22 protein-coding genes are annotated in these 25,617 nt (G+C 58.5%); 14 read left to right on the top strand and 8 right to left on the bottom strand.

Going from position 1 to position 25,617, the window contains the following annotated elements:
* Positions 1-9 precede the first annotated feature (9 nt).
* Positions 10-828 carry an SDR family oxidoreductase gene (locus AVO44_RS11125; protein WP_068336805.1) on the top strand — a complete coding sequence of 273 codons (819 nt, stop codon included), beginning with the start codon at positions 10-12 and terminating at the stop codon, positions 826-828.
* Between the two features lie 35 nt (positions 829-863).
* Here the strand turns inward: AVO44_RS11125 and AVO44_RS11120 are convergent, their stop codons facing one another.
* Positions 864-1,856, bottom strand: coding sequence for an ABC transporter ATP-binding protein (locus AVO44_RS11120; RefSeq protein ID WP_068336800.1), 993 nt, complete (start codon positions 1,854-1,856; stop codon positions 864-866).
* Between the two features lie 87 nt (positions 1,857-1,943).
* On the opposite strand from AVO44_RS11120, the gene AVO44_RS11115 reads away from it, so the two are divergent.
* The 3 genes from AVO44_RS11115 (at position 1,944) to polA (ending at position 5,783) form a co-directional block, all read left to right on the top strand.
* Positions 1,944-2,123: a zinc-finger domain-containing protein gene (locus tag AVO44_RS11115; protein WP_068336798.1), complete on the top strand. Its 180-nt coding sequence runs from the start codon at positions 1,944-1,946 to the stop codon at positions 2,121-2,123.
* Between the two features lie 82 nt (positions 2,124-2,205).
* Complete coding sequence (locus AVO44_RS11110; protein WP_082677472.1) at positions 2,206-2,868, top strand: YrbL family protein; 663 nt, start codon at positions 2,206-2,208, stop codon at positions 2,866-2,868.
* Positions 2,869-2,984: 116 nt separating this feature from the next.
* On the top strand, positions 2,985-5,783 hold the full coding sequence (polA, locus tag AVO44_RS11105; RefSeq protein WP_068336796.1) for a DNA polymerase I: 2,799 nt from the start codon (positions 2,985-2,987) through the stop codon (positions 5,781-5,783).
* A 45-nt stretch (positions 5,784-5,828) separates the two neighbouring features.
* Here polA and AVO44_RS20690 read toward each other — a convergent pair whose 3' ends face one another.
* Positions 5,829-6,059 carry a DUF2798 domain-containing protein gene (locus AVO44_RS20690; RefSeq protein WP_082677486.1) on the bottom strand — a complete coding sequence of 77 codons (231 nt, stop codon included), beginning with the start codon at positions 6,057-6,059 and terminating at the stop codon, positions 5,829-5,831.
* A 62-nt stretch (positions 6,060-6,121) separates the two neighbouring features.
* Entirely contained in the window at positions 6,122-6,877 is a 756-nt protein-coding gene (locus tag AVO44_RS11095) for a hydroxypyruvate isomerase family protein (RefSeq protein WP_068336794.1), read from the bottom strand.
* Between the two features lie 182 nt (positions 6,878-7,059).
* On the opposite strand from AVO44_RS11095, the gene AVO44_RS11090 reads away from it, so the two are divergent.
* Positions 7,060-7,998, top strand: a complete 939-nt coding sequence (locus AVO44_RS11090; protein ID WP_233421970.1) for a DMT family transporter — start codon at positions 7,060-7,062, stop codon at positions 7,996-7,998.
* Here AVO44_RS11090 and AVO44_RS11085 read toward each other — a convergent pair.
* Positions 7,995-8,573, bottom strand: a complete 579-nt coding sequence (locus tag AVO44_RS11085; RefSeq protein WP_068336793.1) for a DUF1285 domain-containing protein — start codon at positions 8,571-8,573, stop codon at positions 7,995-7,997. The two genes, AVO44_RS11090 and AVO44_RS11085, sit on opposite strands and share 4 nt — an antisense overlap.
* Before the next feature lie 65 nt (positions 8,574-8,638).
* On the opposite strand from AVO44_RS11085, the gene AVO44_RS11080 reads away from it, so the two are divergent.
* From AVO44_RS11080 to AVO44_RS11065, 4 genes are read left to right on the top strand one after another with little or no spacing between them, the layout of a single operon-like run.
* The gene (locus AVO44_RS11080) at positions 8,639-9,646 is read left to right on the top strand and encodes an AAA family ATPase (protein ID WP_068336792.1); all 1,008 of its coding nucleotides are present in this window, start codon (positions 8,639-8,641) and stop codon (positions 9,644-9,646) included.
* Positions 9,643-10,518 (top strand): DUF58 domain-containing protein, encoded by an 876-nt coding sequence (locus tag AVO44_RS11075; RefSeq protein ID WP_068336791.1) that lies wholly within the window; start codon positions 9,643-9,645, stop codon positions 10,516-10,518. The genes AVO44_RS11080 and AVO44_RS11075 overlap by 4 nt, the downstream gene beginning before the upstream one ends.
* Positions 10,515-13,277, top strand: a complete 2,763-nt coding sequence (locus tag AVO44_RS11070) for a DUF4159 domain-containing protein (protein WP_068336788.1) — start codon at positions 10,515-10,517, stop codon at positions 13,275-13,277. The genes AVO44_RS11075 and AVO44_RS11070 overlap by 4 nt, the downstream gene beginning before the upstream one ends.
* The gene (locus tag AVO44_RS11065) at positions 13,274-15,316 is read left to right on the top strand and encodes a hypothetical protein (RefSeq protein ID WP_068336785.1); all 2,043 of its coding nucleotides are present in this window, start codon (positions 13,274-13,276) and stop codon (positions 15,314-15,316) included. Before AVO44_RS11070 ends, AVO44_RS11065 begins: the two co-directional genes overlap by 4 nt.
* On the opposite strand, the gene AVO44_RS11060 is transcribed toward AVO44_RS11065, so the two are convergent.
* Complete coding sequence (locus AVO44_RS11060) at positions 15,317-16,165, bottom strand: 2-keto-4-pentenoate hydratase (protein WP_068336783.1); 849 nt, start codon at positions 16,163-16,165, stop codon at positions 15,317-15,319. It abuts the gene before it with no gap.
* A 116-nt stretch (positions 16,166-16,281) separates the two neighbouring features.
* Between AVO44_RS11060 and AVO44_RS11055 the strand changes: the two genes are divergently transcribed.
* The gene (locus tag AVO44_RS11055; protein ID WP_068337321.1) at positions 16,282-18,480 is read left to right on the top strand and encodes a response regulator; all 2,199 of its coding nucleotides are present in this window, start codon (positions 16,282-16,284) and stop codon (positions 18,478-18,480) included.
* Between the two features lie 234 nt (positions 18,481-18,714).
* Positions 18,715-19,173, top strand: coding sequence for a VOC family protein (locus tag AVO44_RS11050; RefSeq protein ID WP_068336781.1), 459 nt, complete (start codon positions 18,715-18,717; stop codon positions 19,171-19,173).
* Here AVO44_RS11050 and yaaA read toward each other — a convergent pair.
* From yaaA to AVO44_RS11035, 3 genes are all read right to left on the bottom strand, one after another.
* Positions 19,164-19,934 (bottom strand): peroxide stress protein YaaA, encoded by a 771-nt coding sequence (gene yaaA, locus AVO44_RS11045; protein ID WP_068336778.1) that lies wholly within the window; start codon positions 19,932-19,934, stop codon positions 19,164-19,166. The two genes, AVO44_RS11050 and yaaA, sit on opposite strands and share 10 nt — an antisense overlap.
* A gap of 33 nt (positions 19,935-19,967) precedes the next feature.
* Positions 19,968-22,007, bottom strand: a complete 2,040-nt coding sequence (gene recQ, locus AVO44_RS11040) for a DNA helicase RecQ (protein ID WP_068336775.1) — start codon at positions 22,005-22,007, stop codon at positions 19,968-19,970.
* Positions 22,008-22,085: 78 nt separating this feature from the next.
* Positions 22,086-22,373 carry a YggT family protein gene (locus AVO44_RS11035; protein ID WP_068336772.1) on the bottom strand — a complete coding sequence of 96 codons (288 nt, stop codon included), beginning with the start codon at positions 22,371-22,373 and terminating at the stop codon, positions 22,086-22,088.
* 127 nt (positions 22,374-22,500) lie between these two features.
* On the opposite strand from AVO44_RS11035, the gene AVO44_RS11030 reads away from it, so the two are divergent.
* From AVO44_RS11030 to AVO44_RS11020, 3 genes are read left to right on the top strand one after another with little or no spacing between them, the layout of a single operon-like run.
* Positions 22,501-23,868, top strand: coding sequence for an MFS transporter (locus AVO44_RS11030; RefSeq protein ID WP_068337319.1), 1,368 nt, complete (start codon positions 22,501-22,503; stop codon positions 23,866-23,868).
* Positions 23,865-24,728 carry a penicillin-insensitive murein endopeptidase gene (mepA, locus tag AVO44_RS11025; protein WP_068336769.1) on the top strand — a complete coding sequence of 288 codons (864 nt, stop codon included), beginning with the start codon at positions 23,865-23,867 and terminating at the stop codon, positions 24,726-24,728. The genes AVO44_RS11030 and mepA overlap by 4 nt, the downstream gene beginning before the upstream one ends.
* A complete protein-coding gene (locus AVO44_RS11020) occupies positions 24,701-25,585 on the top strand; it encodes an esterase-like activity of phytase family protein (RefSeq protein WP_068336766.1) in 885 nt (294 codons plus the stop codon). Before mepA ends, AVO44_RS11020 begins: the two co-directional genes overlap by 28 nt.
* Positions 25,586-25,617 lie beyond the last annotated feature (32 nt).

The raw sequence follows: 25,617 nt of genomic DNA, 5'->3' as shown, positions 1-25,617 counted from the left end.
GAGGTCTACATGGATTTTGCAGGGCAAACTGTAATCGTCATTGGCGGGACCAGCGGCATCAATCGGGGTATTGCCGAGGCTTTTGCGGCCTCGGGGGCCAAACTGGCCGTTGCCAGCCGGTCGCAGGAGAAGGTGGATGATACGCTCACCGCGTTGAAAGAGGCCGGTGCCGCAGAGGTGGTCGGCGCAGCCTTTGACGTGCGCGACCCCGAGGCGGTGGCCGAGGGCCTCAGACAATTCCACGAGGCCTTGGGCGATTTCGACGTTCTCGTCTCGGGCGCGGCGGGGAATTTCCCGGCGCTGACCTCTGAGATGTCGGTAAACGCGTTCAAGACGGTGGTGGATATCGACCTGATGGGCACCGTCCATGTGATGAAAGGCGCCTATCCATACCTGAAACGACCCGGTGCCAGCATCATCAACATTTCCGCCCCGCAAGCGTTCCTACCCTATGAAGGGCAGGCCCATGTCTGCGCGGCCAAGGCGGGCGTCGATCAGATTACCCGAACGCTGTCGATGGAATGGGGGGTTGAGGGGATTCGCGTAAACTCGGTGGTGCCAGGTTTCATCGAGGGCACCGAGGGGGCGCGCCGATTGGCTCCTACGGAAAACGCGCATGAAGAGATCAAACAGGACGTGCCGCTGGGGCGGTGGGGCACCACGCAGGACGTGGCCAATGCCTGTCTGTTCCTGTGCTCGGACTGGGCCAGTTATATCAGTGGAACAGTTCTGTCCGTCGACGGGGCGCTGTATCAGCGCGGATCGGGTAAATTCGGACAAATGATGGGGCAAATGCTGCGCGCGCAGGCAAAAGAAGACCCTAAATAAGTGGAATGTTTTGGCCCTGTGCGGATCAACCGGGCCTACAGCCTGACCCGGTGCATCCCCCTGCGGGGCTGGTCGTGATCGTCCACCGGGGCTTCATCCTCGCGGGATGAGGTAAGCGCGAGGAAGACATCCTCAAGATCGGCTTCTTCGGTTCGGACGTCGCGGATACGGATACCTGCCTGACGAACGGCTTCCAGGACCTGCTCGGCGCTGGTCTGGATGCTCTGATACCGCAGCACCAGGTTTCCATCCTCGCGCAGCGCCGCTTCGACACCATCCGCAGAGGGCAGGTCGGTGACAGGGTCGTCCGGCGCGATCACCATGGTGCGGCTGTCCATCCGCCCAAGCAGGTTGGCGGTGCTGTCCTGCGCGATCATTTCTCCGTGATTGATGATGGCGATCTCGTCACACATCTCCTGCGCTTCTTCCAGGTAATGTGTGGTCAGAATAATGGTCATACCCTGTTCGTTTAGCTTGCGCACATTGGCCCAAAGCATCTGGCGCAGCTCGATATCGACACCGGCCGTGGGCTCATCCAGAACCAGAATCTTGGGATGATGCACCAGCGCCTTGGCCAGCAGCAGCCGCCGCCGCATGCCGCCCGACAGGGTTCGTGCATAGGCCTCTGCTTTATCGCTCAGGCCGACAAGATCCAGAATCTCGGCGCTGCGGCGCTGTGCCTTGGGAACGCCGTAAAGCCCCGCCTGAACTTCCAACGCGCCACGAGGCGTGAAGAAAGGATCAAGGTTCAGCTCTTGCGGCATGACACCGATTGCAGCGCGGGATTGGCGCGGATGTTTATCCTGATCAAACCCGCAGATCACGACGCGGCCCGCAGTTTTAACCACCAAACCGGCCAAAATGTTGATCAGCGTCGACTTTCCAGCGCCGTTTGGCCCGAGCAAACCAAAAACCGAACCGCGCGGGACTGTCAGGTCGATACCCTTGAGTGCATGCTTCTCAGGCTGGCCCTTGCCGCCTTTATAGGTCTTGCGCAGCCCTTCAATTGTGATTGCCGCATCGCTCATGTGGCTCTTGCCCCCGGTTTGCTCATCGCTCATAAACGCACCTAATACATGCCCGCGAGGCCGACAACTGAAGAAGGATCGCCAGCCGTGACCATCGAAGCGCCGGAAACCAAGATCGTCGAAACCACCCGTGTCGCGTGCGACGGTGGCGAGGGTGCGCTGGGTCATCCGCGCGTGTGGCTTCAAATCCCCGAGGACATCGGTTGGGTCGAATGCCCCTATTGCGACTGCAAATACGTGCTGAAAGGCGCAGCGGGGCAGAGCTGAGAGGGCTGGCAGCCCACTTGCCCGACTTTTCCCTTTTTCGGCCAGACGAAGCATCGCGGCTTCGAAACACTACGGAGGCGTGATGCTGTTTGCACTGGATCTTTTGCAGCTGTCGAGTCAGGAGCCTCTGACGACCGGTGGTCAAAGGGACGTGTATGCCTGTCCGGATTTCCCAGAGCTACTGATCAAGGTCACACGGCCGCGCAAACGTCCCATTCGGTCCTACACAAAGCGGCTGATCCGACGAGTGTTTCCCGATGCGATCTATCGCAACGCCCTGAAGGAAATGGAGTGCGAGCTGAAGGCAGCTTTGAAAAGCGGTACCGATATTGCGCAATTGCCGTTGGCACGCTCTTTCGGTGTCGTGCAGACCGATGTCGGCCCGGGTCTTGTTGTAGAGCGCATACAATCCGAAGACGGGCAGCTTGCTCGACAATTGTCGTGGGTGTGTGAACAGGGAACGCTGAGCGACGAGGTCCTGAACCAATTGAACAGCTTTGTGAAAAGCCTGTTCCAGCTTCAGATCGTGGGGCGCGATATTCACCCCGAAAACATAGTCTATGGGCTGCGCAATCAAACCAAAATGTTTGTTCTGATTGACGGATTCGGAGAGCGCAACGTGATCCCCTTGCGCACCCTGAGCCGCAGGTTGAATGACCGTTCGCTCAGCAGGCAGATGCAATACATCGCTGATCGGACAGGGCTGATCTGGGACAAGGCGCATCGGGCATTTCGCACTGTGTAATTATGGCTGGCCCCGGCGGCCTGCGAGTGCGCTTGCCGGTGGATGGATCGCCTTCTTGACTGGTCACCCGCGCGCCCCTGTGGCAGAACCGTCTCCAACCAAATCGGAGACGTCGCATGAGCAATTTCGGAAAAGGGTGTCATCTGCATCTGATTGACGGATCGGCCTTTATTTTTAGGGCCTATCACGCGTTGCCTCCGCTGACGCGAAAATCTGACGGATTGCCGATCGGCGCGGTTTCGGGCTTTTGCAACATGCTGCAAAAATATGTCGAAGGAAATTCCGGGCCGGATGCACCGACCCATGTGGCGGTGATCTTTGACAAGGGCTCTCATACCTTCCGAAATGACCTGTATGACCAGTACAAGGCAAACCGCGAGGCGATGCCCGAAGACCTGCGCCCCCAGATTCCGCTGACCCGTGAAGCAACCCGCGCTTTCAACATCGCATGCAAGGAATTGGAAGGCTACGAGGCCGACGACATCATCGCGACGCTCACTGTTCAGGCGCGCAATGCGGGCGGACGTGTCACCATTGTCAGCTCTGACAAGGACCTGATGCAACTGGTTGGCGACGGCGTTGAAATGCTGGACGCGATGAAGAACAAGCGTATCGACCGGGATGGCGTGGTTGAAAAATTTGGTGTTGGACCAGAACGTGTGGTTGATGTGCAGGCCTTGGCTGGCGACAGCGTCGACAACGTTCCGGGCGCACCGGGGATCGGGGTAAAAACCGCAGCGCTGCTGATCAACGAATTTGGCGATCTGGAAACGCTTCTGGATCGTGCGGAAGAGATCAAGCAGCCCAAGCGCCGCCAGACCCTGATCGAAAAGCGCGATCAGATCGAACTGTCCAAGAAACTTGTGCAATTGGACGAGAACACTCCGTTGGACTTCACTTTGGACGATCTTGAGGTGACGGACCCTGATTCCGAGATCCTACTGGGCTTTCTGGCAGAGATGGAGTTCCGCACACTAACGAAGCGCATCGCGGACAAACTGGGGGCAGAAGCGCCCGTGATTGCCGACGCGCCTGCGCCTGCCGCCGAGGTGGAAGAGGTTAAGGCCGCGCCCTTTGATGCAACGAAATACGAGTGTATCCGGGACGCTGGCGCGCTGCAGAAATGGATTGATCTGGCCTATGAACGCGGCTGGGTCGCGGTAGACACCGAGACCACCGGTCTGAACGAGATGATTGCTGATCTGGTGGGTATTTCACTGTGTATCGAGCCCGGTGAGGCGTGCTATGTGCCACTGACCCACCGGGATGGGGCGGCTGATGATCTGTTCGGATCGGATGCGTTGGCCGAAGGGCAGATGCCGGTGGATGAGGCTCTAACACTGCTGAAACCGATGCTTCAGGACCCGTCGATCCTGAAAATCGGGCAGAACATGAAATACGACGCCAAGATTTTTAAACGGTATGGCATCGACATTGCCCCCATCGACGACACGATGCTGATGTCATACGCGATGCACGGCGGCGAGCATGGGCATGGCATGGATACACTCTCGGAGCGGTATCTGAGCCACACACCGATCCCGATCAAACCGCTGTTGGGATCGGGTAAATCAGCGATCACCTTCGACAAGGTGCCAATTGATGAGGCTACGGCCTATGCCGCCGAGGATGCGGATATCACGCTGCGCCTGTGGAGGCTGTTCAAACCCCAGCTGCATCAGGCTCAGGTAACAACGGTTTACGAAACGCTGGAACGTCCGTTGGTGCCGGTCCTGACCGAGATGGAGATGCATGGCATAAAGGTCGACCGCGATGTTCTATCGCGCATGTCCAACGCGTTTGCACAGAAAATGGCCGGGTTAGAGGCTGAAATCCACGAACTGGCAGGTGAGACTTTCAACGTCGGCTCACCCGCGCAGCTGGGTGAAATTCTGTTCGACAAGATGGGTCTGGAAGGCGGCAAGAAAGGCAAAACCGGCAAGTATTCGACCGGCGCAGATATTCTTGAGGACCTCGCGACCGAGCATGAACTGCCGCGCAGGGTGTTGGACTGGCGGCAGCTTTCCAAGCTGAAATCGACCTATACGGATGCGCTTCAGACCCATATCAATCCCGATACGGGCCGGGTGCATACGTCTTATTCGATCACTGGGGCCAATACGGGACGTCTGGCGTCAACTGATCCGAACCTGCAGAACATTCCTGTGCGCACCGAAGAAGGGCGTCGCATTCGCGAGGCATTTGTTGCCGAACCGGGTAACGTGATGGTCAGCCTTGACTATAGCCAGATCGAGCTGCGAATCCTGGCCCATATCGCCGATATTCCGGCCCTGAAACAGGCGTTTACGGATGGGTTGGATATTCACGCGATGACGGCGTCCGAGATGTTCGATGTCCCACCGGACGAGATGACGCCAGATATTCGCCGCAAGGCCAAGGCGATCAACTTTGGTGTGATCTACGGCATTTCGGGTTTTGGACTTGCGCGCAACTTACGCATTCCACGGGCCGAAGCGCAGGGCTTTATCGACCGCTATTTCGAACGTTTCCCGGGTATTCGGAAATACATGGACGACACCATCGCTTTCGCGAAGGATCATGGTTATGTCCAGACCCTGTTTGGACGCAAAATCCATACGCCCGAAATCAATGCCAAAGGGCCGCATGCCGGTTTCTCGCGCCGGGCGGCGATCAACGCGCCGATTCAGGGGACTGCGGCGGATGTGATCCGGCGGGCCATGGTACGAATGCCGGATGCAATCAACGGCTTGCCCGCCAAGATGCTGCTGCAGGTACACGACGAATTGCTGTTCGAAGTGGCCGAGGATGCGGTGGATCAGGTAATCGACGTTGCCCGCGACGTGATGGAGGGTGCGTCGAACCCTGCAGTCAAGCTGGATGTAAAGCTGAGCGTGGATGCAGGCCAAGGCGCGAACTGGGCTGAGGCGCATTAGGAAAGGCGCAGCTCATCGGGCCCAGCGGGCCTTCTTCGCCGCGGGTCAGTCCTGCGGCCTGACCAGCCGATTGACCACCCGTTGCACCATAGGTCCGAACAGAAGGATGACGGTAAAGGCAATCGGCCAGCAGAAACTCCACGATGCCATCCAGTTGCCAAATGTGCTTGGGCCGAACCCGATTGCCTTCACGGTCGCGATACCTGTCACGATAAGGGACATTAGGCCAGACATGATCAGGCTGAACACGGCACGGGAATATTGGGCAGGGATCATCACGGGCGTCCTATTGGTCGAAGCCTCTACGATGTGATGCATTTTCTATAAAAATGCCAGACCTACATCTGCATCCATCCAAGACTGTCGGATGTGCGCTTTGTTGACGGTGTATATTCCGCGCTAACCCACCCGGAATAGCCTGCGGCGTCAATCGCCCGGAAAAGACGTTCGAAGTTCGTTTCCCCGGACCGCGGTTCACTGCGGTTAGGGGCGGCGCCGATTTGGGCGTGCACGATCCGGGGGCAAAAGCGATCCCAGATCGCCTGCGCATCGCCGTGGATCATATGTGCGTGAAAGCTGTCATATTGCAGGCTGACATTCGGGCGGCTCACGCGGTCCAGCACCTGCGCGGCCAGTTCATAGTCACTCAGAAAATAACCGGGTTGTGAGATCGGATTGAGGGGTTCAATCGTGAACTGTTGTGTTGGTGCAAAATCAGCAGCCCATTGCAGATTGCGTACAAAACAATCCTGCGCCTCGGGTCCGGTTGCGTAGCCTGACATGATATGGATCAGCTTTGGCTGCAGAACATCGGCATAGCGCAAAACGCGCCGGATATCGGACTGAAACCGCGCTTCGGCACCGGGGATAGCGGCATAGCCAGGCTCGGCACCGGTATAATTTGGCGGCGGCGCATTAATCAGAACCAGCTCTAGCCCGTTGGCCAGTAACGCGCGGCGGGTTTCTTTTGCCGCCAATTCGTAGGGAAACAGAACCTCAACCGCTTTGAACCCGGCTTCGGCGGCGGCCTGAAAGCGCTCAAGATAGGGCAACTCTGTATAGAGCAGAGAGAGATTGGCGGCGAATTTGGGCATGAGGGGTCTCGGGCGGCTGTCGCCCGGACCATACTCACAGGCTGATTGCAGGGGAAGGGGGTCAAAAACGACAGATTGTCGAAAATCAGCCAGATCGCGTGCTGCGAATCAGTGACCCTTTGGGCCAATGCGGCGAACCATTTCAGGTTGCCGTGCCAACATGAGGTCTGACTCCTATGGCGATGAGCCCTGACCCCGCGCGCGGGACCAATCTTTCTATGGCTGCGGGTCGAAATTCCGCTTTGTCCGGCAACGGTTTGGCGGTTGCATCCATGCTGACTTGGGCGGCTGGATTTCCTGCTGCTGAGGTATTGCTGCAAACATGGCCTCCGGTGGCTTTGTTCGCAGCGAGGCTGGCTCTGGCGGTGGCGATCATGGTTCCGATCTGGCTGTTGATCGACGGGCCGAGCAGGGTGATGCGTGCCCGCTGGATGCGTGCGATGGGTGTTGGCGGGGTCGGGTTGGGAACGGGCATGTTCCTGATCATCGTGGCGCAGAAACTAACCGATCCGGTTACGGTGGCGATCATCGCCTCGTGCGCACCGTTGATTGCAACCTTGTTAGAGCTTGCGTCCGGCACGCGACGGCTGCGCTGGAACTTCGCGCTAGGCGTACTGGTGTCAATTGTCGGCGGCTTGATCGCAACAAGCGCGATGGCTCCGGCACAGTTAGGTCTTGGCGCGGCCCTCGCCATCATGTCCACGGGTCTGTTCTGTTGGGCCAGCATGGCGACCGCGCGGGACTTTCCGGAACTCAGCCAGACGGGCCGCACAACGATCACCTTCGTTGGCGGGCTGGTTATGGCGTCGCTCTTGGTATTCAGCGCGGCGCAATTTGGGATGGACGTCTTGCCCTCCAAGCCCGTTGATGCCCAACAGTTGGGAATGCTGGTCATCTACGCGCTGATCTCGATGGGTCTCAGCCAGGTCTTGTTCATCGCGTCCATAGGCAAGCTGGGAGTGGCCTTGTCCTCGTTTCATATCAATATCGCACCGTTTTACGTGATGGTGATCATGATGATGATGGGAGAAGAGTGGAACAGCACCCGTGCCTTGGGTGCCGGTATCGTTGCGCTGGCCGTTGTGCTTGCGCAGGATCGTCGTGTGACCCGCCCGGCTTAGTCAGGCAGATCATCCGACCGGATCAGCGGGAAGAACTGACCACCGGACCACACGCCGAACCATTCATCGCGATGAACGGCAATGTCGATAAGGCGGTAGAAACTCTTGCGATCGATCCGCGCCTCAAGATTTGCGCGAACCAGCACATACGGCGACGGCTCATCCGTTTCGGGGTCAATGACAATGCGGATCGGATGATCCGGGCCGGCCACCGCCGTGTCACCGACCTGGGTGATAAAGGTCAGGTTTTGCGCGTCCCCCTCGCCTGCGGCGTCGAAATCCACGGCGACAAATGGCGCGTCTTCCACGGTGATTCCCACCTTTTCGACCGGAGTCACCAGGAAATATTTCCCATCTTCTTTCTTAAGAATTGAGGAAAAAAGCCTCACAAGCTCGAACCGGTTGATGGGCGAACCTAAATAACTCCATGTACCATTTTTTGCGATCCGGATGTCCAGATCGCCGCAAAACGGAGGATTCCAAAGGTGAACAGGGGGCAAACCCCTGGTTTTGGCTGCTTTTACCGATGCTGCCAGACCGTCAGGAGAAGGTGTCACAGGTTTTTGTCCGCTCATTACTTTTGCCATTTCCTCTAAGCGCGATACACTTCAAAGCATAATAGCCCACGGAAGGGAAAGTCATGACCGAACCTGCCGACCTCGTGTCCGAGATCGAAGCGCTGGAATCCAAGCTGCAAGAGGCAAAGTCCTCGATCACCCGTCGCTTTATTGGACAGGAAAGGGTCGTGGACCTGACCCTGACCGCGCTTTTGTGCGGCGGGCATGCTTTGCTGATCGGTCTGCCGGGGCTGGGCAAAACAAGATTGGTCGAAACGCTGTCGACGGTGATGGGCCTGCACGGCAACCGTATCCAGTTCACGCCTGACCTGATGCCAGCCGATATTCTGGGGTCCGAGGTTCTGGACACCGCCGACGATGGCTCGCGCCACTTTCGGTTCATTTCCGGCCCGATCTTCTGTCAGTTGCTGATGGCGGACGAAATCAACCGCGCCAGCCCGCGCACCCAGTCAGCCCTGTTGCAGGCCATGCAAGAGCGCACCGTGACGGTCGCGGGTGAGGATCGCTCGCTAGGTGAGCCATTTCACGTGCTGGCAACGCAGAACCCGATTGAACAGGAAGGCACATACCCCCTACCCGAGGCGCAATTGGACCGCTTTCTGGTGCAGATTGACGTGGAATACCCGGACCGTCAGACCGAACGGGACATCCTGCTGGCCACGACGGGCGTCGAAGAAGACGCGGCCCATGAAATATTTACCAAAGAGGAATTGCTGGCCGCACAGGTGTTGTTGCGCCGTATGCCGGTCGGAGAGTCGGTTGTGGAATTGATCCTTGATCTGGTCCGCGCATTCCGTCCCGAAGAGGCAGACGCCTCGGAACGCGTGACGGAAACGGTTGCCTGGGGTCCCGGCCCGCGCGCGGCGCAGGCGCTGATGATGACAGTGCGCGCCCGGGCGATGCTGCAAGGACGGCTGGCACCGAACGCTGACGACGTGCTGGACATGGCCCGCCCTGTTCTCAGCCACCGGATGGCGCTGAACTTCGCGGCACGCGCACGCGGTGACAGCTTGACCGATCTGATCGAAACAACTGCCGCCAGCCTGATCCGTACCGAGGCAGCGGCGTGAATGCGGCACTGACCCTTCGCGAAAGATCCGAGGCCGAGGCGTCCCGGCTGCCGCCACTATTGGCGCGTGCCGAACATCTGGCAGGAACCGTTCTGCTGGGGGATCACGGGCGCAGGCGATCGGGTCTGGGTGATGATTTCTGGCAATACAGGCCCGCGCAGATTGGCGATAGCCGCCGAATGATTGACCATCGGCGATCAGCCCGTGGTGACCAGCAATTCGTACGCGAACGTGAATGGCAGATCGCGCAATCGGTAATGCTTTGGGTGGATCAAGGCGCTTCGATGCGGTTCGCATCTGACAAGAACCTTGTCTCAAAGGCTGATCGCGCGCGCCTTTTGGGTCTGGCAACTGCCATTCTTTTGGTTCGCGGAGGTGAACGCGTTGGTCTGACCGGCACCACCCTGCCGCCACGGCGCGGTAATGCGCAGATTATCCGGCTGGCTGAAGCCTTGTCACAAGACCTTGAGACAGACTACGCGCCACCCGAGCATCGTGCCATGATACCTCATGCCCGTGCAGTGTTCATTTCCGATTTCCTCGGCCCAATGGACGAAGTTGAGCTGGCTTTGACCAAAGCCGCCGACCGCGGGGTGCGCGGTGTCCTGCTGCAGGTACTTGATCCGGGCGAAGAGACGTTTCCCTATCGCGGACGGACGATTTTCGAAAGCGTCGGTGGCTCGGTCCGGCACGAAACGCTCAAAGCTGGCGAGCTGCGAGAGCGGTATCTGGAACGGCTTGCGAAACGCAAGGACGCGCTGACACAGCTATGCCGCGCCACGGGATGGCAACTGGGTTTGCATCACACCGGGGATAGCGCACAAGCAGCCCTGTTGTGGCTTTACCGTGCGTTGGATGGGGGAACGCGATGACTGTACTGGCGGGCATCGGTTTTACCGCGCCTTGGGTGCTGCTGGGTTTGCTGACCCTGCCGATCCTTTGGCTCATCCTGCGTGCCGTGCCGCCCGCACCAATACGCCGTCTGTTTCCTGCGGTGACGTTGTTGTTGGGCCTGAAAGACGATGAAAGTGTTTCCGATCGCACACCGTGGTGGTTGCTTTTACTGCGGATGCTGGCTGCGGCGGCGATTATCATCGGTCTGGCCGGACCGGTCCTTAACCCGTCACGGGATGTTTCCGGGTCGGGGCCCTTGCTGTTGGTGCTGGATGCCAGTTGGGCAGGGGCGACCGGGTGGCCTTCGACGCTGGACCAGATCGACGCGCAACTGACCGAAGCCGGACGTGCAGGCCGGACGGTTGCCATCCTGAGCCTGACAGAGCCTGAGCCGCCGATTTTCCAGGCCGCTGAAGCCTGGCGCGGACGCCTGCCGGGTCTGGCCCCCAAACCGTGGCAACCCACGGAAATTCAGATAGATCAAGCCTTGGCCGCGTTGGATCAGGTGGAAGGTGGATTTGAAACCCGTTGGTTCAGCGACCGCCTGACGTATAACGGCCATGACAGGGTTTTGGCAGCCTTGCAATCCCGCGGTGACGTGTCGGTGTATCAGGCCGCGGCGCCTGTCCTTGCACTCTTACCCGCTGCCTATCAGGATGGTGTCATCCAACTGACCGCCCAGCGCGACGAACCGGGACCGGTGGACCGCATCACCATAGTAGCACAGGGCCGAGATCCCGCAGGCGCACAACGTATTTTGCAAAGGGCCGAGATCGAGTTCTTGGGTCAGGACACGCAAGCTCAGGTGGATTTGGCGCTTCCGTCAGAACTGCGCGCCCGGATTACCCGGTTCGAAATTCAGGGCCAACGATCAGCCGGTGCAGTGACCCTGACCGATGACAGTTTGCGCAGACGCGAAGTTGCTCTGATTGCCGGGACGCTGAACCGCGAAGGGTTGGAGCTGTTGTCACCACTGCATTACCTGACGCAGGTTCTAAGCCCCACGGCAGATTTCGTCGACGGTGGCTTGCTGGACGTGTTGCCTGCAAACCCGGACGTGATCGTACTGGCGGATGTGGCAAAATTGTCTGAGGGTGAGCAGAGCGCGCTTGTTGAATGGGTCGAACAGGGTGGGCTGCTGCTAAGGTTTGCCGGTCCGCGCATGGCCGCCAGTGATTTGGGCCGCGACGCCGAAGATACGCTGTTGCCCGTACGGTTGCGCAGCGGGGGCCGCTCGGTCGGCGGCGCGATGAGTTGGGGCGAGGCCAAGGGTCTGGCCCCCTTCCCCGAGAACTCCCCATTCTTTGGTTTGCGTATTCCCGGCGACGTTACGATCAGCACTCAGGTCATGGCACAACCAGACCCTAATCTGGCGGATCGCGTGATTGCGTCCCTGTCCGATGGAACGCCGCTGGTAACACGCAAGGCGTTGGGTTTGGGGCAGGTGGTCCTGTTCCATGTCACAGCGGATGCAGAGTGGTCCAGCCTGCCGCTTTCAGGATTGTTTGTTGAGATGTTGGATCGTCTGGCCGTGGCATCGGCTGCGAAATCCCGGCAAGATACGCAGTTGCAAGGCACCACGTGGGAACCGATACAAGTCATGGATGGCTTTGGAACCTTGTCCGACGCGGGGAACCTTGCCGGTGTTGATGGGGTCGGTCTGATCTCGGGCACGATTGGTCCAGACTTGCAGCCCGGGCTTTATGAAAGCGGCAAGCAAAAGCTGGCATTGAATGTCCTGTCCGAAGATGCAGTCCTGACACCTGCAGCTTGGCCCTCGGATGTGCCAATCAAGGGGCAAGAGGTGAACACGGAAACGCCCATCGGGGGAATTCTGCTCAGCCTTGCGTTGCTGCTGCTGACGATTGATGTAATCGCCTCACTCGCCTTGTCCGGCCGCCTTGGCGTTGCCAAAGCCGCAGCCGTGGCACTGGGTGCGATGCTGTTGGTTCCCGAAGCACAGGCACAAACTGCGGAAGAAACCGACTTCGCTCTGACCGCCACGCAAGAGCTGGTATTGGCCCATGTACTGACCGGCAACGCGCAGGTGGACGAGGTGGCCGGGGCTGGCATGCGTGGATTGGCTCAGACGTTGTTTTTTCGCACATCCGTCGAGCCGGTAGACCCCATCGGCGTGGACATTGAGCGTGACGAACTTGCGTTTTTCCCGCTGCTTTACTGGCCGATCACGCCGGATCAGCCGCAACCGTCTGCCGAGGCCTACGCCAAGCTCAACGCTTTTTTGCGGTCGGGCGGCATGATCCTGTTCGATACGCGCGACGCGGATGTGGCGCAGTTTGGCGCCTCAAGCCCCAATGGGCGCAAGCTGCAACAACTGGCCGCGCCGTTGAATATCCCTGCGTTAGAGCCTGTTCCACGTGATCACGTGCTGACCCGCGCCTTCTATCTGCTTCAGGACTTTCCGGGCCGATATGCCGGCACCGAAGTCTGGGTCGAGGCCGCGCCGCTGGACGCGGAACAGATCGAAGGCATGCCATTCCGCAATCTCAATGACAACGTGACTCCGGTTGTGATCGGCGGCAATGACTGGGCGTCGGCTTGGGCGGTGGATCGAAACGGGCAGGCGATGTTGCCTGTCGGGCGTGGCTACGCCGGGGAACGTCAGCGTGAGCTTGCCAATCGGTTCGGCGTCAATCTGGTGATGCATGTACTCACCGGGAATTACAAATCCGATCAGGTCCATGTGCCTGCTTTGCTTGACAGGTTGGGACAATGACCGGAACCGTCATCTTTGATCCTCTCATCCCATGGCCCGTTCTGGCGATTGTCGCCACTGTTGCGGTGGCCGGAGTTGTCTTGGCCCTGTGGCGCGGCCTGTCGGGCTGGGCATTGCGTGGTTTGGCGGCCCTCGTCGTGATCGCAGCGCTGGCGGGGCCTGTCTATCAGGTCGAAGACCGCGCGCCGCTGACCGATATCGTCCTTATGATCGAAGACGAAAGCGCCAGCCAGACCCTGTCGGACCGGGCTGATCAGACAGCACGAGCGGCCGAGGAGCTGGCCGCCGAAATTGAATCCCGCGATAATACCGAACTGCGACGGATCACACTCGGCGACGGGGACGGCGACGAAGGCACGCAGGTCATGACCGCGCTGAACACTGCACTGGCCGAAGAGCCGCGTGCGCGCATTGCCGGCATTCTTGTCGTTTCAGACGGGATCGTCCATGACGTCGATCAGGCCCCCGACCTTCCCGCCCCGATGCATCTGCTACAGACTGGGCGTGACAATGACTGGGATCGCCGCCTGATCGTCCGAAACGCCCCCGCGTTCGCTATCATAGACGAGCCGGTCACGCTGACCCTGCGGATCGAGGACAGCGGGGCGGCACCCGCCGGTGAGACGACCGCACCGCTTGAAGTCTCGGTTGACGGGGCTGAGCCAGAGCGGCTGAATATTCCCATCGGAATTGATGTCGAACTGCCGATCACGCTGCCCCATGGCGGGCGAAACGTGATCCAGTTCACGGTACCGCAGGCCGACGGCGAACTGACCGACCGCAACAACACTGCGCTGATCCAGATGAACGGTGTACGTGACAGGCTGCGCGTGCTGCTGGTTTCGGGCGAGCCGCATCCGGGCGGGCGGACATGGCGCAACCTGTTGAAATCTGACAGCTCGGTTGATTTAGTGCATTTCACCATTTTGCGCCCGCCCGAAAAACAAGACGGGGTACCGGTCGATGAACTGTCTCTGATCGCTTTTCCGACACGTGAGTTGTTTCTGGAGAAGATCAACGATTTCGACCTGATCATCTTTGACCGCTACAAGCGGCGCGGCATCCTGCCTGCGATCTATCTGGACAACGTGACCAACTACATCAACGACGGCGGGGCGGTTCTGATTGCTGCGGGACCGGACTTTGCCAGCGCAGACAGCATTTTTCGGTCGCCTCTGGCACCAATCCTGCCAGCGCAGCCCACGGCACGGGTGATTGAAGAACGCTTTGTGCCTATGGTCACCGATCTGGGTCATCGCCATCCGGTGACAACCGATCTTGGCGATTCCGAGGATTGGGGCGCGTGGCTGCGTCAGATCGATGTGAGCCATCGCAGCGGTGAGCTTTTAATGACCGGCGTGGACGAACGCCCTTTACTGGTGCTTGACCGTGTGGGGGAAGGACGGGTTGCGCTGCTGGCATCGGACCACGCCTGGCTGTGGAGCCGAGGCTTTGAAGGGGGCGGACCGCAGTTGGAACTGCTGCGCCGTCTGGCCCATTGGATGATGAAAGAGCCTGAATTGGAAGAGGAAGCCCTTTGGGCCGAGGCCAATGGGCAGGTCATGCGCATCATCCGCCAAACGCTAGAGGATGAGGTTGGTCCGGTAACGATCACCCGCCCGAACGGAGAGACACTCGAAATCACCCTAAACGAGGTATCGCCCGGCCGGTTCGAAGCGACGTATTTCGGGCCAGAGATCGGGCTTTATCGGCTGCAGGAAGGCGAGCAGATGGCGGTCATCGGGTTGGGCCCGGCGGCACCAAAAGAGTTTGAGCGCACCATTGCCACCGCCGAGGTTCTGGACCCTGTATTGACTCAGATGCGCGGTGGCGCAGTTCGGCTGGAAGAGGGATTGCCCTCGATCCGCAATGTCCGCGCCGGACGTCCGGCTGCCGGGCGTGGCTGGATCGGCCTGACCCCGCGCGATGCTTATGAGACACGTGATGTGACTCAGGCTGGTCTGTTGCCGCCTTGGCTGGTGCTGCTGCTGGCCGGTGGCTTTTTGTTGGGCGGCTGGCTGCGCGAAGGGCGGCGTTAACTACTCGAACGTGACACTGACAGTGGGATTACCCGGCACACCCGTATATGTGGCGGACGCCCCGCCCTTGCCTTTTGCCGGCGGTACAAGCGGCCCGAAGGACCCGACCGAGATCAGGTCTCCGGGCTCAAACACAATCCCTTTCGACATCAGCCACAGGGCGGCATTTGCGGGGTGCCCCAGCACTGCCGTACCCGGCGCTTGGGCCAAAACCTCACCATCAGCCGCACTGAGCGTGACAGTCATATCCGCCAGGGCTTTTGTCATTGCCTCAGCGTCTGTGACAAGGATTTCAGAGCCCAACACACCCAGTTTTGGCGCGACACCGATGGCCGTCAGAGTGAAAGGCGTGATCGGCTCACCCTCGGCCAATGTCAGGTCGGGCAGTTCGATAAAGGGGCGGATGGCCGCAACATGCGCGATGACCTCTTGCGGTGTTGTGGCTTGATTGATCCCCGCGTCGGCAACAACCAGAACCAAGTCAGCTTCGAAAACCGGACGTGCGCCCCATGCGGTTGGTACTGTCGCCCCGTCGTCCAGCATCATATCGCGGAACAAGACGCCTTGAATGGGTTCAGCGGCGCCGAAGCGCTCTTGCGCGGGTTTGCTGGTCAAGCCCGCCTTATAGCCGATGACCGGACCCATATGCGGCTCTAAAGCAGCGACTATCTTGGCTTGCGTACAGTGCGCATCTTCCATGCTGTCATTCACCGAGAGGGCCGCAGTGGGCGTATTGGTCACATAGTCCTGCACATATCGTTCGATTTGCGCGTCCGAAGCACATTCAGCCGCCACTTGGGACCCAATAACAGCGGCACAGAGTAAACAGATATACGACACAGGTTGCATGGCTCACCTCCGCTTTTCGGAAATTGTGGCACGGACTCCAAAGCGACAGCAACGGCTTAAACAGATTTTTACCTCCTCTACGGATGCTTGGCGCACGCTATCCGGAACCCGAAAAGATGAGTCTTGCAACCAAACTGGCACACGAACGCCGCGCACGGCTGGCCGCCGAGCGGCTGTTGCAAATGAAACAGGCCGAGCTGTCTGCCGCCAATCATGAGCTCAGCCTGCACGCCTTGGCCCTGAGCAAACGCATCGGCGAAACCGAAGCGGAGGTAGAGACGGTTCGCGATGAAAACGAAAAGGTCAAATCCGATCTGACGCTGGCCAACGCAAAAATCGAAGTGGCCGAACGCCGCCTTTGGCATTCGATGCAAACCATTCGGGACGGATTCGCATTCTTTGACAACCAAAGCCGCCTGATCGCTGCTAATGCGACCTATCTTGGCGTGTTCGACGGGCTGCCAGAGGTGGGACCGGGTACAACTTACCAGCGTATCCTTGAGATCCTGACGGAAGAAAAGCTGATCGACATTGGTGCGGAATCCCCAAAGGATTGGCAAAACAGAATGATAGAGCGTTGGGCGCAGCCTCAACCCGACTCGGTTGTAATCAAGTTTTGGAATGGTGAGTATTTTAAGGTGATTGCCCATCGCGGCATTGGCGGCGAAGTGGTCAGCCTAGGCCTGAACATAACCGCTTCGGTAAAGCATGAGGCCGCGCTTGAGGCCGCGCGAGAACGCGCCGAAGCCGCCAACCGCGCCAAATCCGCCTTTCTTGCCAATATGAGCCATGAGATCAGGACCCCGATGAATGGCATTGTCGGGATGGCCGAGCTTTTGTCGGAAACGCCCTTAGATGACGAACAGCGGTTGTATCTGAACACAATCCGCAATTCCGGCGAGGCTTTGCTTGTGATCATCAACGACGTGCTTGATTACTCGAAGATCGAGGCTGACAAGCTGGTCCTACACGCCGAGCAGTTCGATTTCGAACGTTGCATTCTTGAAGTTACGATGCTTATGCAGCCCAGCGTACGCGACAAGGGGCTGTGCCTGTTGGTTGACTACGATCTGTTTCTACCGACTTTATTCGTGGGCGATCCGGGGCGTGTGCGGCAAGTGCTTACCAATCTGGTTGGCAACGCCGTCAAGTTCACGTCCAACGGGCACGTGCTGATCCGGGTCACCGGGGTGCCCAATGCCAAGTCTGATCAATGCGATATCCATGTTACGATCGAGGATACGGGTATCGGGATAGAAGCCGAAAAGATTGAGCATATCTTCGAGGAATTCAGTCAGGTCGAAGACAAGCAAAACCGCCCCTTTGAAGGCACCGGATTGGGATTGGCAATTACGGAGCGCCTGATCAAACTGATGGGAGGGTCGGTCTGGGTTGAAAGTGAACCTGGGCATGGCTCTTGCTTTGGCTTTCGGGTGTCGCTGCCGACTGCCGAAGGCCCGCAGCCCGCACCGCCCAATCTGTCAGACCAACTGCGCCATGTGATTGTGGTCGAGGATATGGCCGTCAGTCGCGCCATTCTTTCAAAGCAACTGGGGCGGTTGGGCTCTCGTGTCACGGTTTGCTCAACCGGTACCGAAGCGCTGGCCGCGATAGATAACAGCGTCGACTTGCTGCTGTGCGATCATGATCTACCGGATATGGACAGTTTGGAACTTGCCGCTGAACTGAGGAACCGAGGTTGGGACAATCTGCCCGTGGTGGTGGTGACAACCAATCCCGGCCTGATCCACGCAAGCGCTGACCGACATCTTCTGGAAGGTGTTCTGCAAAAACCTATTCCCCGGGCCGAACTCTACTCCTGCCTGAGCGCGCTTGGGCGTTCGACCTCGGCACCCAAGGCGTTGTCGGAAACACCGTACGCTGAACCCGGCAGGCATCTGCCGCGCATGCGTGTGCTGGCCGCCGAGGACAACCGGACCAATCAACTCATCCTGCAAAAAATGGTGAAGGATCTGAACATTGATCTACAATTCGCAGCCAATGGAATTGAGGTGTTGGAAAAGCACCGTGATTTCGATCCGGACTTGATTTTTATGGATATCTCGATGCCCAAAATGGATGGAAAGCAAGCTACGACCGAAATCCGCCGCCGCGAGGTAATTGCAGGGCGTCACGTACCCATCGTAGCCCTCACCGCGCATGCAGTGGCCGGTGACGACAAGAACATTTTATCCGCCGGCCTGGATCACTACCTGACCAAGCCGCTGCAAAAACGGAAAATCCACAAGATGATCCTGGATTATAAGCCGGAAGGGGCGGCACCCATCCTTGCCGGAACCTTGGTGGATGACTAGCGCAGGGCACTACCCCGACCAAACCGACACCACGCGAGCTGCGGGTGGACGGTCACAGAACCTTGTATTTCTCGTGGAGCGGCAGCTGATTTTCATACAAACAAGGCTGGTCTTTGTCCTGCGATGCTGTGATCTTTTGCGTTGCCCAACAGGTTCAAGCCCCAGTGCCATTTTCCAACCCGGGACCGACAAAGAACGATGGAAAACGCTGCACTGTAACCCTAGGCTGATCCTATGTCAGAACGTGGATTTCACCCGCGAGCATTAGGAGAGATTGCTATTCGCTGCGCGGATATGGGCGCAATGGTCGAGTTCTATGAGACCGTGGTCGGGTTGAAACGCCTGACCGGAGATCATAACAGCGCTATTACCTTCTTTCGCATTGCCGAAGGTTTCGGTGGGCACACACAGGTGTTGGCGCTGTTTCATCATACGGCAGCCCCTCGGCCCGGGTTGCATCCAACCGGTGCCGAAAGGCCTGAAACCGGGGCTGGATCATCTCTGCACCATATCGCCCTTTCACTACCCTTCACTGAGCAAGAAGCCGTCATGAGGTGGTATGAAAAGCTGGGCCAACCATACCGCGTTGAACAGTTTGACTGGATCGGATGGCGCGGCATTTTCACCGAAGACCCCGAAGGCAATACGGTCGAGCTGGTCGCTTATGACCCGTCGATCCTGAATCAAGCCTGATAGGGGCGCAGAAAGACGGGCTTGTCCTCTTCCGACAGGTCGGGGCGATACTCATATCCGCCAGTGTCAAAATCCAGCAGTGCCTTGGGATCGGTCAGGCGGTGCTGAATGATGTATCGCGCCATGGCACCGCGTGCTTTCTTTGCAAAAAAGCTGACGATTTTGGGCGTACCGGCTTTGTCTTCCATGAAAACAGGTGTGATGACCCGCAATTTTAGCGCCTTAGGGTCTACTGCACCGAAATACTCCTGGCTGGCGCAGTTGATCAGAACCTTGGACTCGATCTGTTGCGCCTGCGCGTTCAGCGCCTTGCTGAGTTGGTCCCGCCAATACTCGTAAAGGTTTTTGCCGCGCCGGGTTTTCAGCTTGCTACCCATTTCCAAACGATAAGCCTGAATGGCGTCCAGCGGACGCAGCACACCGTAGAGACCAGACAGAATTCGAAGGTGATCCTGAGCCCAGGCCATTTCGTCAGCGTCCAACGAGGCCGCTTCGAGCCCTTGATAGGTATCACCCGCAAAAGCCAACGCCGCGGGACGGGTCTGATCAGCGCCTGGTGTAAGTTCAAATTCGCGGTACCTGTCCCGGTTCAGACGCGCCAGATCATCGCTGAGATCCATGAGTTTTTTTAGATCGCCCAAAGTCAGATTGCGGGCGGTTTTCGCCAGCCGGATCGCATCGTCCTGAAAGTCGGGTTGCGTGACCTCAACATCCCGCTCTGCCCAGTCCAGCCGCTTGGCCGGAGAAATCACTACCAGCATATCCGCCCTCTTTCCTTGCCTGTTGTCGGGTATCTAGCCCGCCTGACGCAACACGTCCAGAAAGGCGGCACCAAACCTTTCGTGACGACGGTCACCCAGAACTTGCGCCAACCCGCGCGGATCGTCGGGGCGCAATTGCGCAACCTTCGCCAATTGCGAGGCCGAGCATGTCAATGGCTTGTCAACACCATCCGGCCCGCGCGACAATTGCGTCTGAACTTCCAATAGCTGGTCATAGATCGCGCCCTGGTCGCGTCCGGCCAGTTTGCGCCGCGCGGGATGCACCTCTTCGACCGTGCCGGTCAGAACCTCAAGGAAGGTATCACCGTACCGCTCAAGCTTTTTCGCACCAACGCCGCTGATGCGTGCCATATCATCCAGCGTCGCGGGACGCTTTTCAGCCATTTCAATCAGCGTCCGATCGGGGAAGATGACATAGGCCGGAACACGTGCCGATTCCGCCAGTGCGCGGCGCTTAGCCTTCAAGGCGCTCAGCAAGGGCGCGTCTTCCTCGGACACCATCATTTTGACAGCAGGACGTCGGACAGCCTTGCGCAGCGTATCCTTTCGCAGATTGATCGTAGCCTCACCCTTCAGGATCGGTTTTGCAGCCTCGGTCATGCGCAGCGCGCCGTGGCGTTCGGGATCAGGGCGGACCAGATCGTGACCCATCATCTGCCGGAAGATCGCCTGCCATTGCGGGCGCGACCAATCTTTGCCGACGCCATACGTGGTCAGAGCGTCGTGACGCCGTGCGCGAATCTTGTCGGTTTCAACACCCTGCAGGATATCGATCAGATGTCCCGCACCAAACCATTCTTCCGTACGCAAAATCGCGGACAGCGCCATGCGGACGGGAGTGGTGCCATCGAACACTTCGGGTGGGTTGTCGCACAGATCGCATTTTCCGCAGGGCTCGGTCTGTTCGCCGAAGTAACCCAGCAAAGCCTGACGGCGGCAGACCAGAGCTTCGGCCAATCCCAGCAAGGTATTCAGCCGCGCGTGGTCAGCCATGCGTCGCTCGGGCGGGGCCAGCCCTTCGTCGATTTGCGACCGACGCAGACGGATGTCATCAGGGCCAAACAGTGTCAGCGTCTCGGCAGGGCTGCCATCACGCCCAGCGCGTCCGATTTCCTGATAATAGGCCTCGATGGATTTGGGCAGGTCCGCATGGGCAACCCAGCGGATATCGGGTTTGTCGATCCCCATACCAAAGGCCACGGTTGCGACGACGATCAGACCGTCTTCGCGCGCAAAACGCGTTTCGACGATCCGGCGGTCTTCAGCTTCCATACCGCCATGGTAATGGCAGGCCACGTGGCCTTCGGCGCGCAGGGCTTGGGCCAGAACCTCGGTCTTGTTTCGAGTGCCGCAATAGACGATGCCCGATTGGCCTTTGCGGGCAGCGGCGAAATCCAGGATCTGCTTGCGTGGCCCGTCCTTGGCGGCAAAGGCCAGATGGATATTGGGCCTGTCAAACCCGCGCAGGAATTTGCGCGGCGCGGTGCCGTCAAAGAGTTTTTCAACAATCTCGTCTTGCGTTTCCGCATCCGCCGTGGCGGTAAAAGCAGCCAACGGCACGCCCAAAGCACGGCGCAGCTCGCCGATCCGCAGATAGTCAGGGCGGAAGTCATGACCCCACTGGCTGACGCAGTGGGCTTCATCCACGGCAATCAGGCTGACGTTGATCCGACGCAGCATCCCCAGTGCCGACCCGGCGGCCAACCGTTCAGGCGCCATGTAGAGCAATTTCAGCCGCCCGGCCTCAAGCGCCTCCCACACCGCATCCGTTTCTTCGGGGGTGTTGCCGGACGTGAGCGCACCGGCCTCAACCCCGGCTTCCTGCAACCCACGCACCTGATCGCGCATCAGGGCAATCAGCGGAGAGATCACCACAGTCACCCCGTCACGCAGCAGGGCAGGCAGTTGAAAGCAAAGGGATTTACCGCCCCCCGTTGGCATGATCGCCAATACGTTTTCACCAGCGGTTACCGCATCGACGATTTCTTCCTGACCGGGGCGGAAGTCATCGAATCCAAAGACATCTCGCAGCAAAGGCGCGGAGTCGAACATGTGCGGGGTTGCCCTGTTTTATGGTTTGACTGCTCTTAAAACAGGACAATCACACACAAAGATTCGTCGAACAAGGGTTCAGACGAAATAGCCCATATTGTTGATCAGGATGATCCGCGCCGCATAGACCCCGATTAGGACCACCAGTGGCGTCAGGTCCAGCCCACCCATATTGGGCAGAATCCGCCGGATCGGGGCATAAATCGGCTCTAATATGCGGTTCAGACCGTACCAGATTTGCGCGACCAGCTGTTGATGCAGATTGAGAACCTGAAAGTTGATCAACCAGCTCATAATCACATGGGCCAGGATGATGAACCAGACAATGTCCAGGATCAGCAGCAGAATTTGGATCAGCGACAGCATGGGGCCTCCGTTTTCACATCTGCTGAGACCTAAGCGCACCCGCAGCAAAGAGCAAGCCCGCGCCAACAGAACGCTTGCGAAAAGGGCCAAAGCCCCCTCTTATAACCTCAATAAAACAGGGGCGGTCATGGCAGAGATTTCGCAGCGCAAGCGCATTTGGGGCTGGTGGTTCTTTGATTGGGCCAGCCAACCCTATCACAGCCTACTGGTCACCTTTGTCTTTGGTCCTTACTTCGCCGGCGTTGCGGCGGGGTACTTCTCGGGCGCCGGTCTGGATGCAGAGGCCGCAGCGGCACGGGCGCAGACGATCTGGGCCAACTGCCTAACCATCACGGGGCTGATCATCGCCTTTGGTGCACCCTTGCTGGGCGCGATGGCGGATGTTTCCGGGCGGCGTATCCCGTGGATATTCGCCTTTTCGGTCATGTATGTGGTGGGGTCAGCAGCGCTTTGGTATACAACACCGGACGGCTCGAACATGTGGCTCATGCTGTCTGCCTTTGGGCTGGGCTTTGTGGGCGCGGAATATGCGCTGATCTTCATCAACTCACAATTACCCGATCTGGGTGATGACAAAGAGGTTGGAGAGATTTCTGGCTCGGGCTTTGCATTCGGCTATTTCGGCGGGCTCATTTCGCTTGCGATCATGCTGGCGTTGTTTGTTGAACAGCCCAACGGAAAAACACTGATCGGGCTGGACCCATTGTTTGGACTGGACGCCGACCAGCAAGAAGGGACACGGTTTGTAGGTCCCTTTACGGCCGGATGGTTCGTTCTGTTCATGGTGCCCTATTTCCTATGGGTGCGCGACGATCCAAACGGTGCCAGAACCGGCAGTCTTGGCGCGGCGCTGCACCTATTGGGCAAATCCGTTTCAAACCTGCGCCACCGGATCAGCCTGGCAACATATCTGGGCTCGTCTATGTTTTATCGCGACGCGCTGAACGGGCTGTACAGTTTTGGCGGCGTCTATGCGCGGCTGGTGTTGGAGTGGGACCTGATCAAGATTGGTGTGTTCGGCATCGTAAGCGTTCTGGCCGCCGCGGCCTTTTCCTGGATTGGTGGAAAACTGGATAAGAAATATGGACCAAAGCCAGTCATTGTGGTGGCGATATGGGTGCTGATCCTGGTCTGTGCGACCATCGTTTCGATGGACCGGACACAGGTCTTCGGCATCGCTTTGCCTGATGGATCGGGTCTTCCCGATCTGCTGTTTTTCGCCTGCGGCGTTCTGATTGGCGGTATGGGCGGAATCCTGCAATCATCCAGCCGATCCCTGATGGTGCGGCATACCGATCCCGCAGCCCCGGTTGAAAGCTTTGGCCTCTACGGCTTATCGGGCCGCGCAACTGCTTTTGCTGCGCCACTTTTGATCGGTATTGCCACAACTGTAACCGGCAGCGCCCGACTGGGGGTGTCACCAATCATTCTGTTGTTTATTCTAGGTCTGTTCCTAATGCGCTGGGTGAAACCGGAAGGGGATCAGAGCAGATGATTTTATTACGCTTTTTGGCGATAGTCGCCACGATAACATTTGCAGGCACGGTCGAGGCAGAGCGCCTGGCCAAGCAGTTGTTCGGGGCTCAGAAGGAAAGTTCACAGCAAAAACCTGCCGCGTTCGGCAGTTATTCGCGCGGCTGTGCCGCCGGGTCGGTGCAGTTGCCCGAAACTGGGCCGACATGGCAGGCCATGCGCCTGTCGCGCAATCGCAATTGGGGTCATCCGGACGCGATTGACTACGTGCAGGACCTCAGCCGGTTTGCGGCAAAGCAACCGGGTTGGAATGGTCTCTATATAGGGGATATCAGCCAACCTAGGGGCGGGCCGATGACGTCGGGCCATCGTTCGCATCAACTGGGTCTGGATATCGATATCTGGATGCTGCCCGGTGACAATATGCGTCTGGGCCGCAAGGCGCGCGAAAATATCTCGTCCATCTCGCTGCGCCGGGCCAACGGAGCCTATGTGAATGGCAACTGGACCAAGCAGCATCACGCCGTACTGCGCGAAGCTGCCAAGGACAAACGCGTAGCCCGAATTTTCGTCTTTCCCGGTGCCAAGGTCCAAATGTGCAACGATGAGAAGGGCAATCGCGCCTATCTGCGAAAAATTCGCCCTTGGTGGGGACATCATTATCATTTCCACGTTCGGCTGAAATGTCCCCGAGGCTCGCGCGGATGTGTCAATCAGGACCCCCCGCCCAAGGGGGATGGATGTGAGGATGCACGCAAATGGGTGAACAACATCCTCAATCCACCGCCACCCGATCCAAACGCACCACCCCCCAAGAAACGCCGGGAGTATGTACTGGCCGATTTGCCACAGCAATGTGCCGCCGTTTTGCAATCCAACTGATTGCCGCTCTCCTTCTGACCGGATCAGTTGGTGCCGCCGAAGTCAAGCAGGCCACCCAGCTAGACAGCTTTGTCTGGCGTCACAGCGCAGACTGGTTTGGAGGGTTTTCGGCCATTCATATCTCTGAGAATGGTCAGAGCATGATCGCGCTCAGTGATCGGTCGATACTGCTTCACGCCCGGATTCACCGTGACGGCGATCAGATCGCGCAAATTCAGATCACCGAACGCTGGCCGGTTTTGTCCAGTACGGGCCGTCCGCTGTCAGGTAGCACGGGGGATTCCGAAGGTATCGCCGTCACGCCGAATGGCAGCTATTACATCTCATTCGAGGCGGTGCACCGCGTGGCCCAATACGCAAACCCTGATGCCAAGGCGCAGGTGTTGCCGCGCCCCAAGGTATTTGATGACCTGAACATGAATGGCTCATTCGAGGCTATGGCGATAGATCATCGCGGGTGGCTTTATACCCTGCCCGAGAAAAACCGAACCAAGCAGGGCGATATCCCTGTCTACCGCTGGGACGGTCAGGCATGGTCAACGCCATTCGTGCTGCCGCAACGGGGAAAGTTCCTGCCCGTTTCAGCCGATTTCGGCCCCGATGGGCGATTTTATGTTTTGGAACGCAGTTTTGTGCTTACCGGTTTTCGCACACGCCTGCGACGGTGGCGGATCGAAGACGACGTGGCAAAGGCCGAGGAAACTCTGTTCACAACAAGCACTGGCGCACATGACAATCTCGAAGGGCTGTCCGTCTGGTGCGACGATCAGGGGCGGCTGCGGGCCACGATGATCTCGGATGACAATTTTCTGGCGCTGCAACGGACCGAACTGGTGGAATACCTGCTGCCCGATTGACTCGTCACGATCAAGGGTCTAAACGCACGGCT

The organism is Ruegeria profundi, assembly GCF_001507545.1.
Taxonomy (GTDB): Bacteria; Pseudomonadota; Alphaproteobacteria; order Rhodobacterales; family Rhodobacteraceae; genus Ruegeria; species Ruegeria profundi.
Note: the sequence above shows the minus strand (reverse complement) of the source record. Positions and strands in the feature narration are given on the sequence as shown.

Bases quoted from the DNA above. Each gene is read 5' to 3' on its own strand.
- AVO44_RS11125 (WP_068336805.1), top strand. From the start codon at position 10: ATGGATTTTGCAGGGCAAACTGTAATCGTCATTGGCGGGACCAGCGGC.
- AVO44_RS11120 (WP_068336800.1), bottom strand. From the start codon at position 1,856: ATGAGCGATGCGGCAATCACAATTGAAGGGCTGCGCAAGACCTATAAA.
- AVO44_RS11080 (WP_068336792.1), top strand. From the start codon at position 8,639: ATGACCGAACCTGCCGACCTCGTGTCCGAGATCGAAGCGCTGGAATCC.
- yaaA (WP_068336778.1), bottom strand. From the start codon at position 19,934: ATGCTGGTAGTGATTTCTCCGGCCAAGCGGCTGGACTGGGCAGAGCGG.
- polA (WP_068336796.1), top strand. From the start codon at position 2,985: ATGAGCAATTTCGGAAAAGGGTGTCATCTGCATCTGATTGACGGATCG.
- AVO44_RS11050 (WP_068336781.1), top strand. From the start codon at position 18,715: ATGTCAGAACGTGGATTTCACCCGCGAGCATTAGGAGAGATTGCTATT.
- AVO44_RS11060 (WP_068336783.1), bottom strand. From the start codon at position 16,165: ATGCAACCTGTGTCGTATATCTGTTTACTCTGTGCCGCTGTTATTGGG.
- AVO44_RS20690 (WP_082677486.1), bottom strand. From the start codon at position 6,059: ATGATCCCTGCCCAATATTCCCGTGCCGTGTTCAGCCTGATCATGTCT.
- AVO44_RS11070 (WP_068336788.1), top strand. From the start codon at position 10,515: ATGACTGTACTGGCGGGCATCGGTTTTACCGCGCCTTGGGTGCTGCTG.
- recQ (WP_068336775.1), bottom strand. From the start codon at position 22,007: ATGTTCGACTCCGCGCCTTTGCTGCGAGATGTCTTTGGATTCGATGAC.
- AVO44_RS11090 (WP_233421970.1), top strand. From the start codon at position 7,060: ATGAGCCCTGACCCCGCGCGCGGGACCAATCTTTCTATGGCTGCGGGT.
- mepA (WP_068336769.1), top strand. From the start codon at position 23,865: ATGATTTTATTACGCTTTTTGGCGATAGTCGCCACGATAACATTTGCA.
- AVO44_RS11065 (WP_068336785.1), top strand. From the start codon at position 13,274: ATGACCGGAACCGTCATCTTTGATCCTCTCATCCCATGGCCCGTTCTG.
- AVO44_RS11085 (WP_068336793.1), bottom strand. From the start codon at position 8,573: ATGAGCGGACAAAAACCTGTGACACCTTCTCCTGACGGTCTGGCAGCA.
- AVO44_RS11110 (WP_082677472.1), top strand. From the start codon at position 2,206: ATGCTGTTTGCACTGGATCTTTTGCAGCTGTCGAGTCAGGAGCCTCTG.
- AVO44_RS11055 (WP_068337321.1), top strand. From the start codon at position 16,282: ATGAGTCTTGCAACCAAACTGGCACACGAACGCCGCGCACGGCTGGCC.
- AVO44_RS11030 (WP_068337319.1), top strand. From the start codon at position 22,501: ATGGCAGAGATTTCGCAGCGCAAGCGCATTTGGGGCTGGTGGTTCTTT.
- AVO44_RS11035 (WP_068336772.1), bottom strand. From the start codon at position 22,373: ATGCTGTCGCTGATCCAAATTCTGCTGCTGATCCTGGACATTGTCTGG.
- AVO44_RS11020 (WP_068336766.1), top strand. From the start codon at position 24,701: ATGTGCCGCCGTTTTGCAATCCAACTGATTGCCGCTCTCCTTCTGACC.
- AVO44_RS11095 (WP_068336794.1), bottom strand. From the start codon at position 6,877: ATGCCCAAATTCGCCGCCAATCTCTCTCTGCTCTATACAGAGTTGCCC.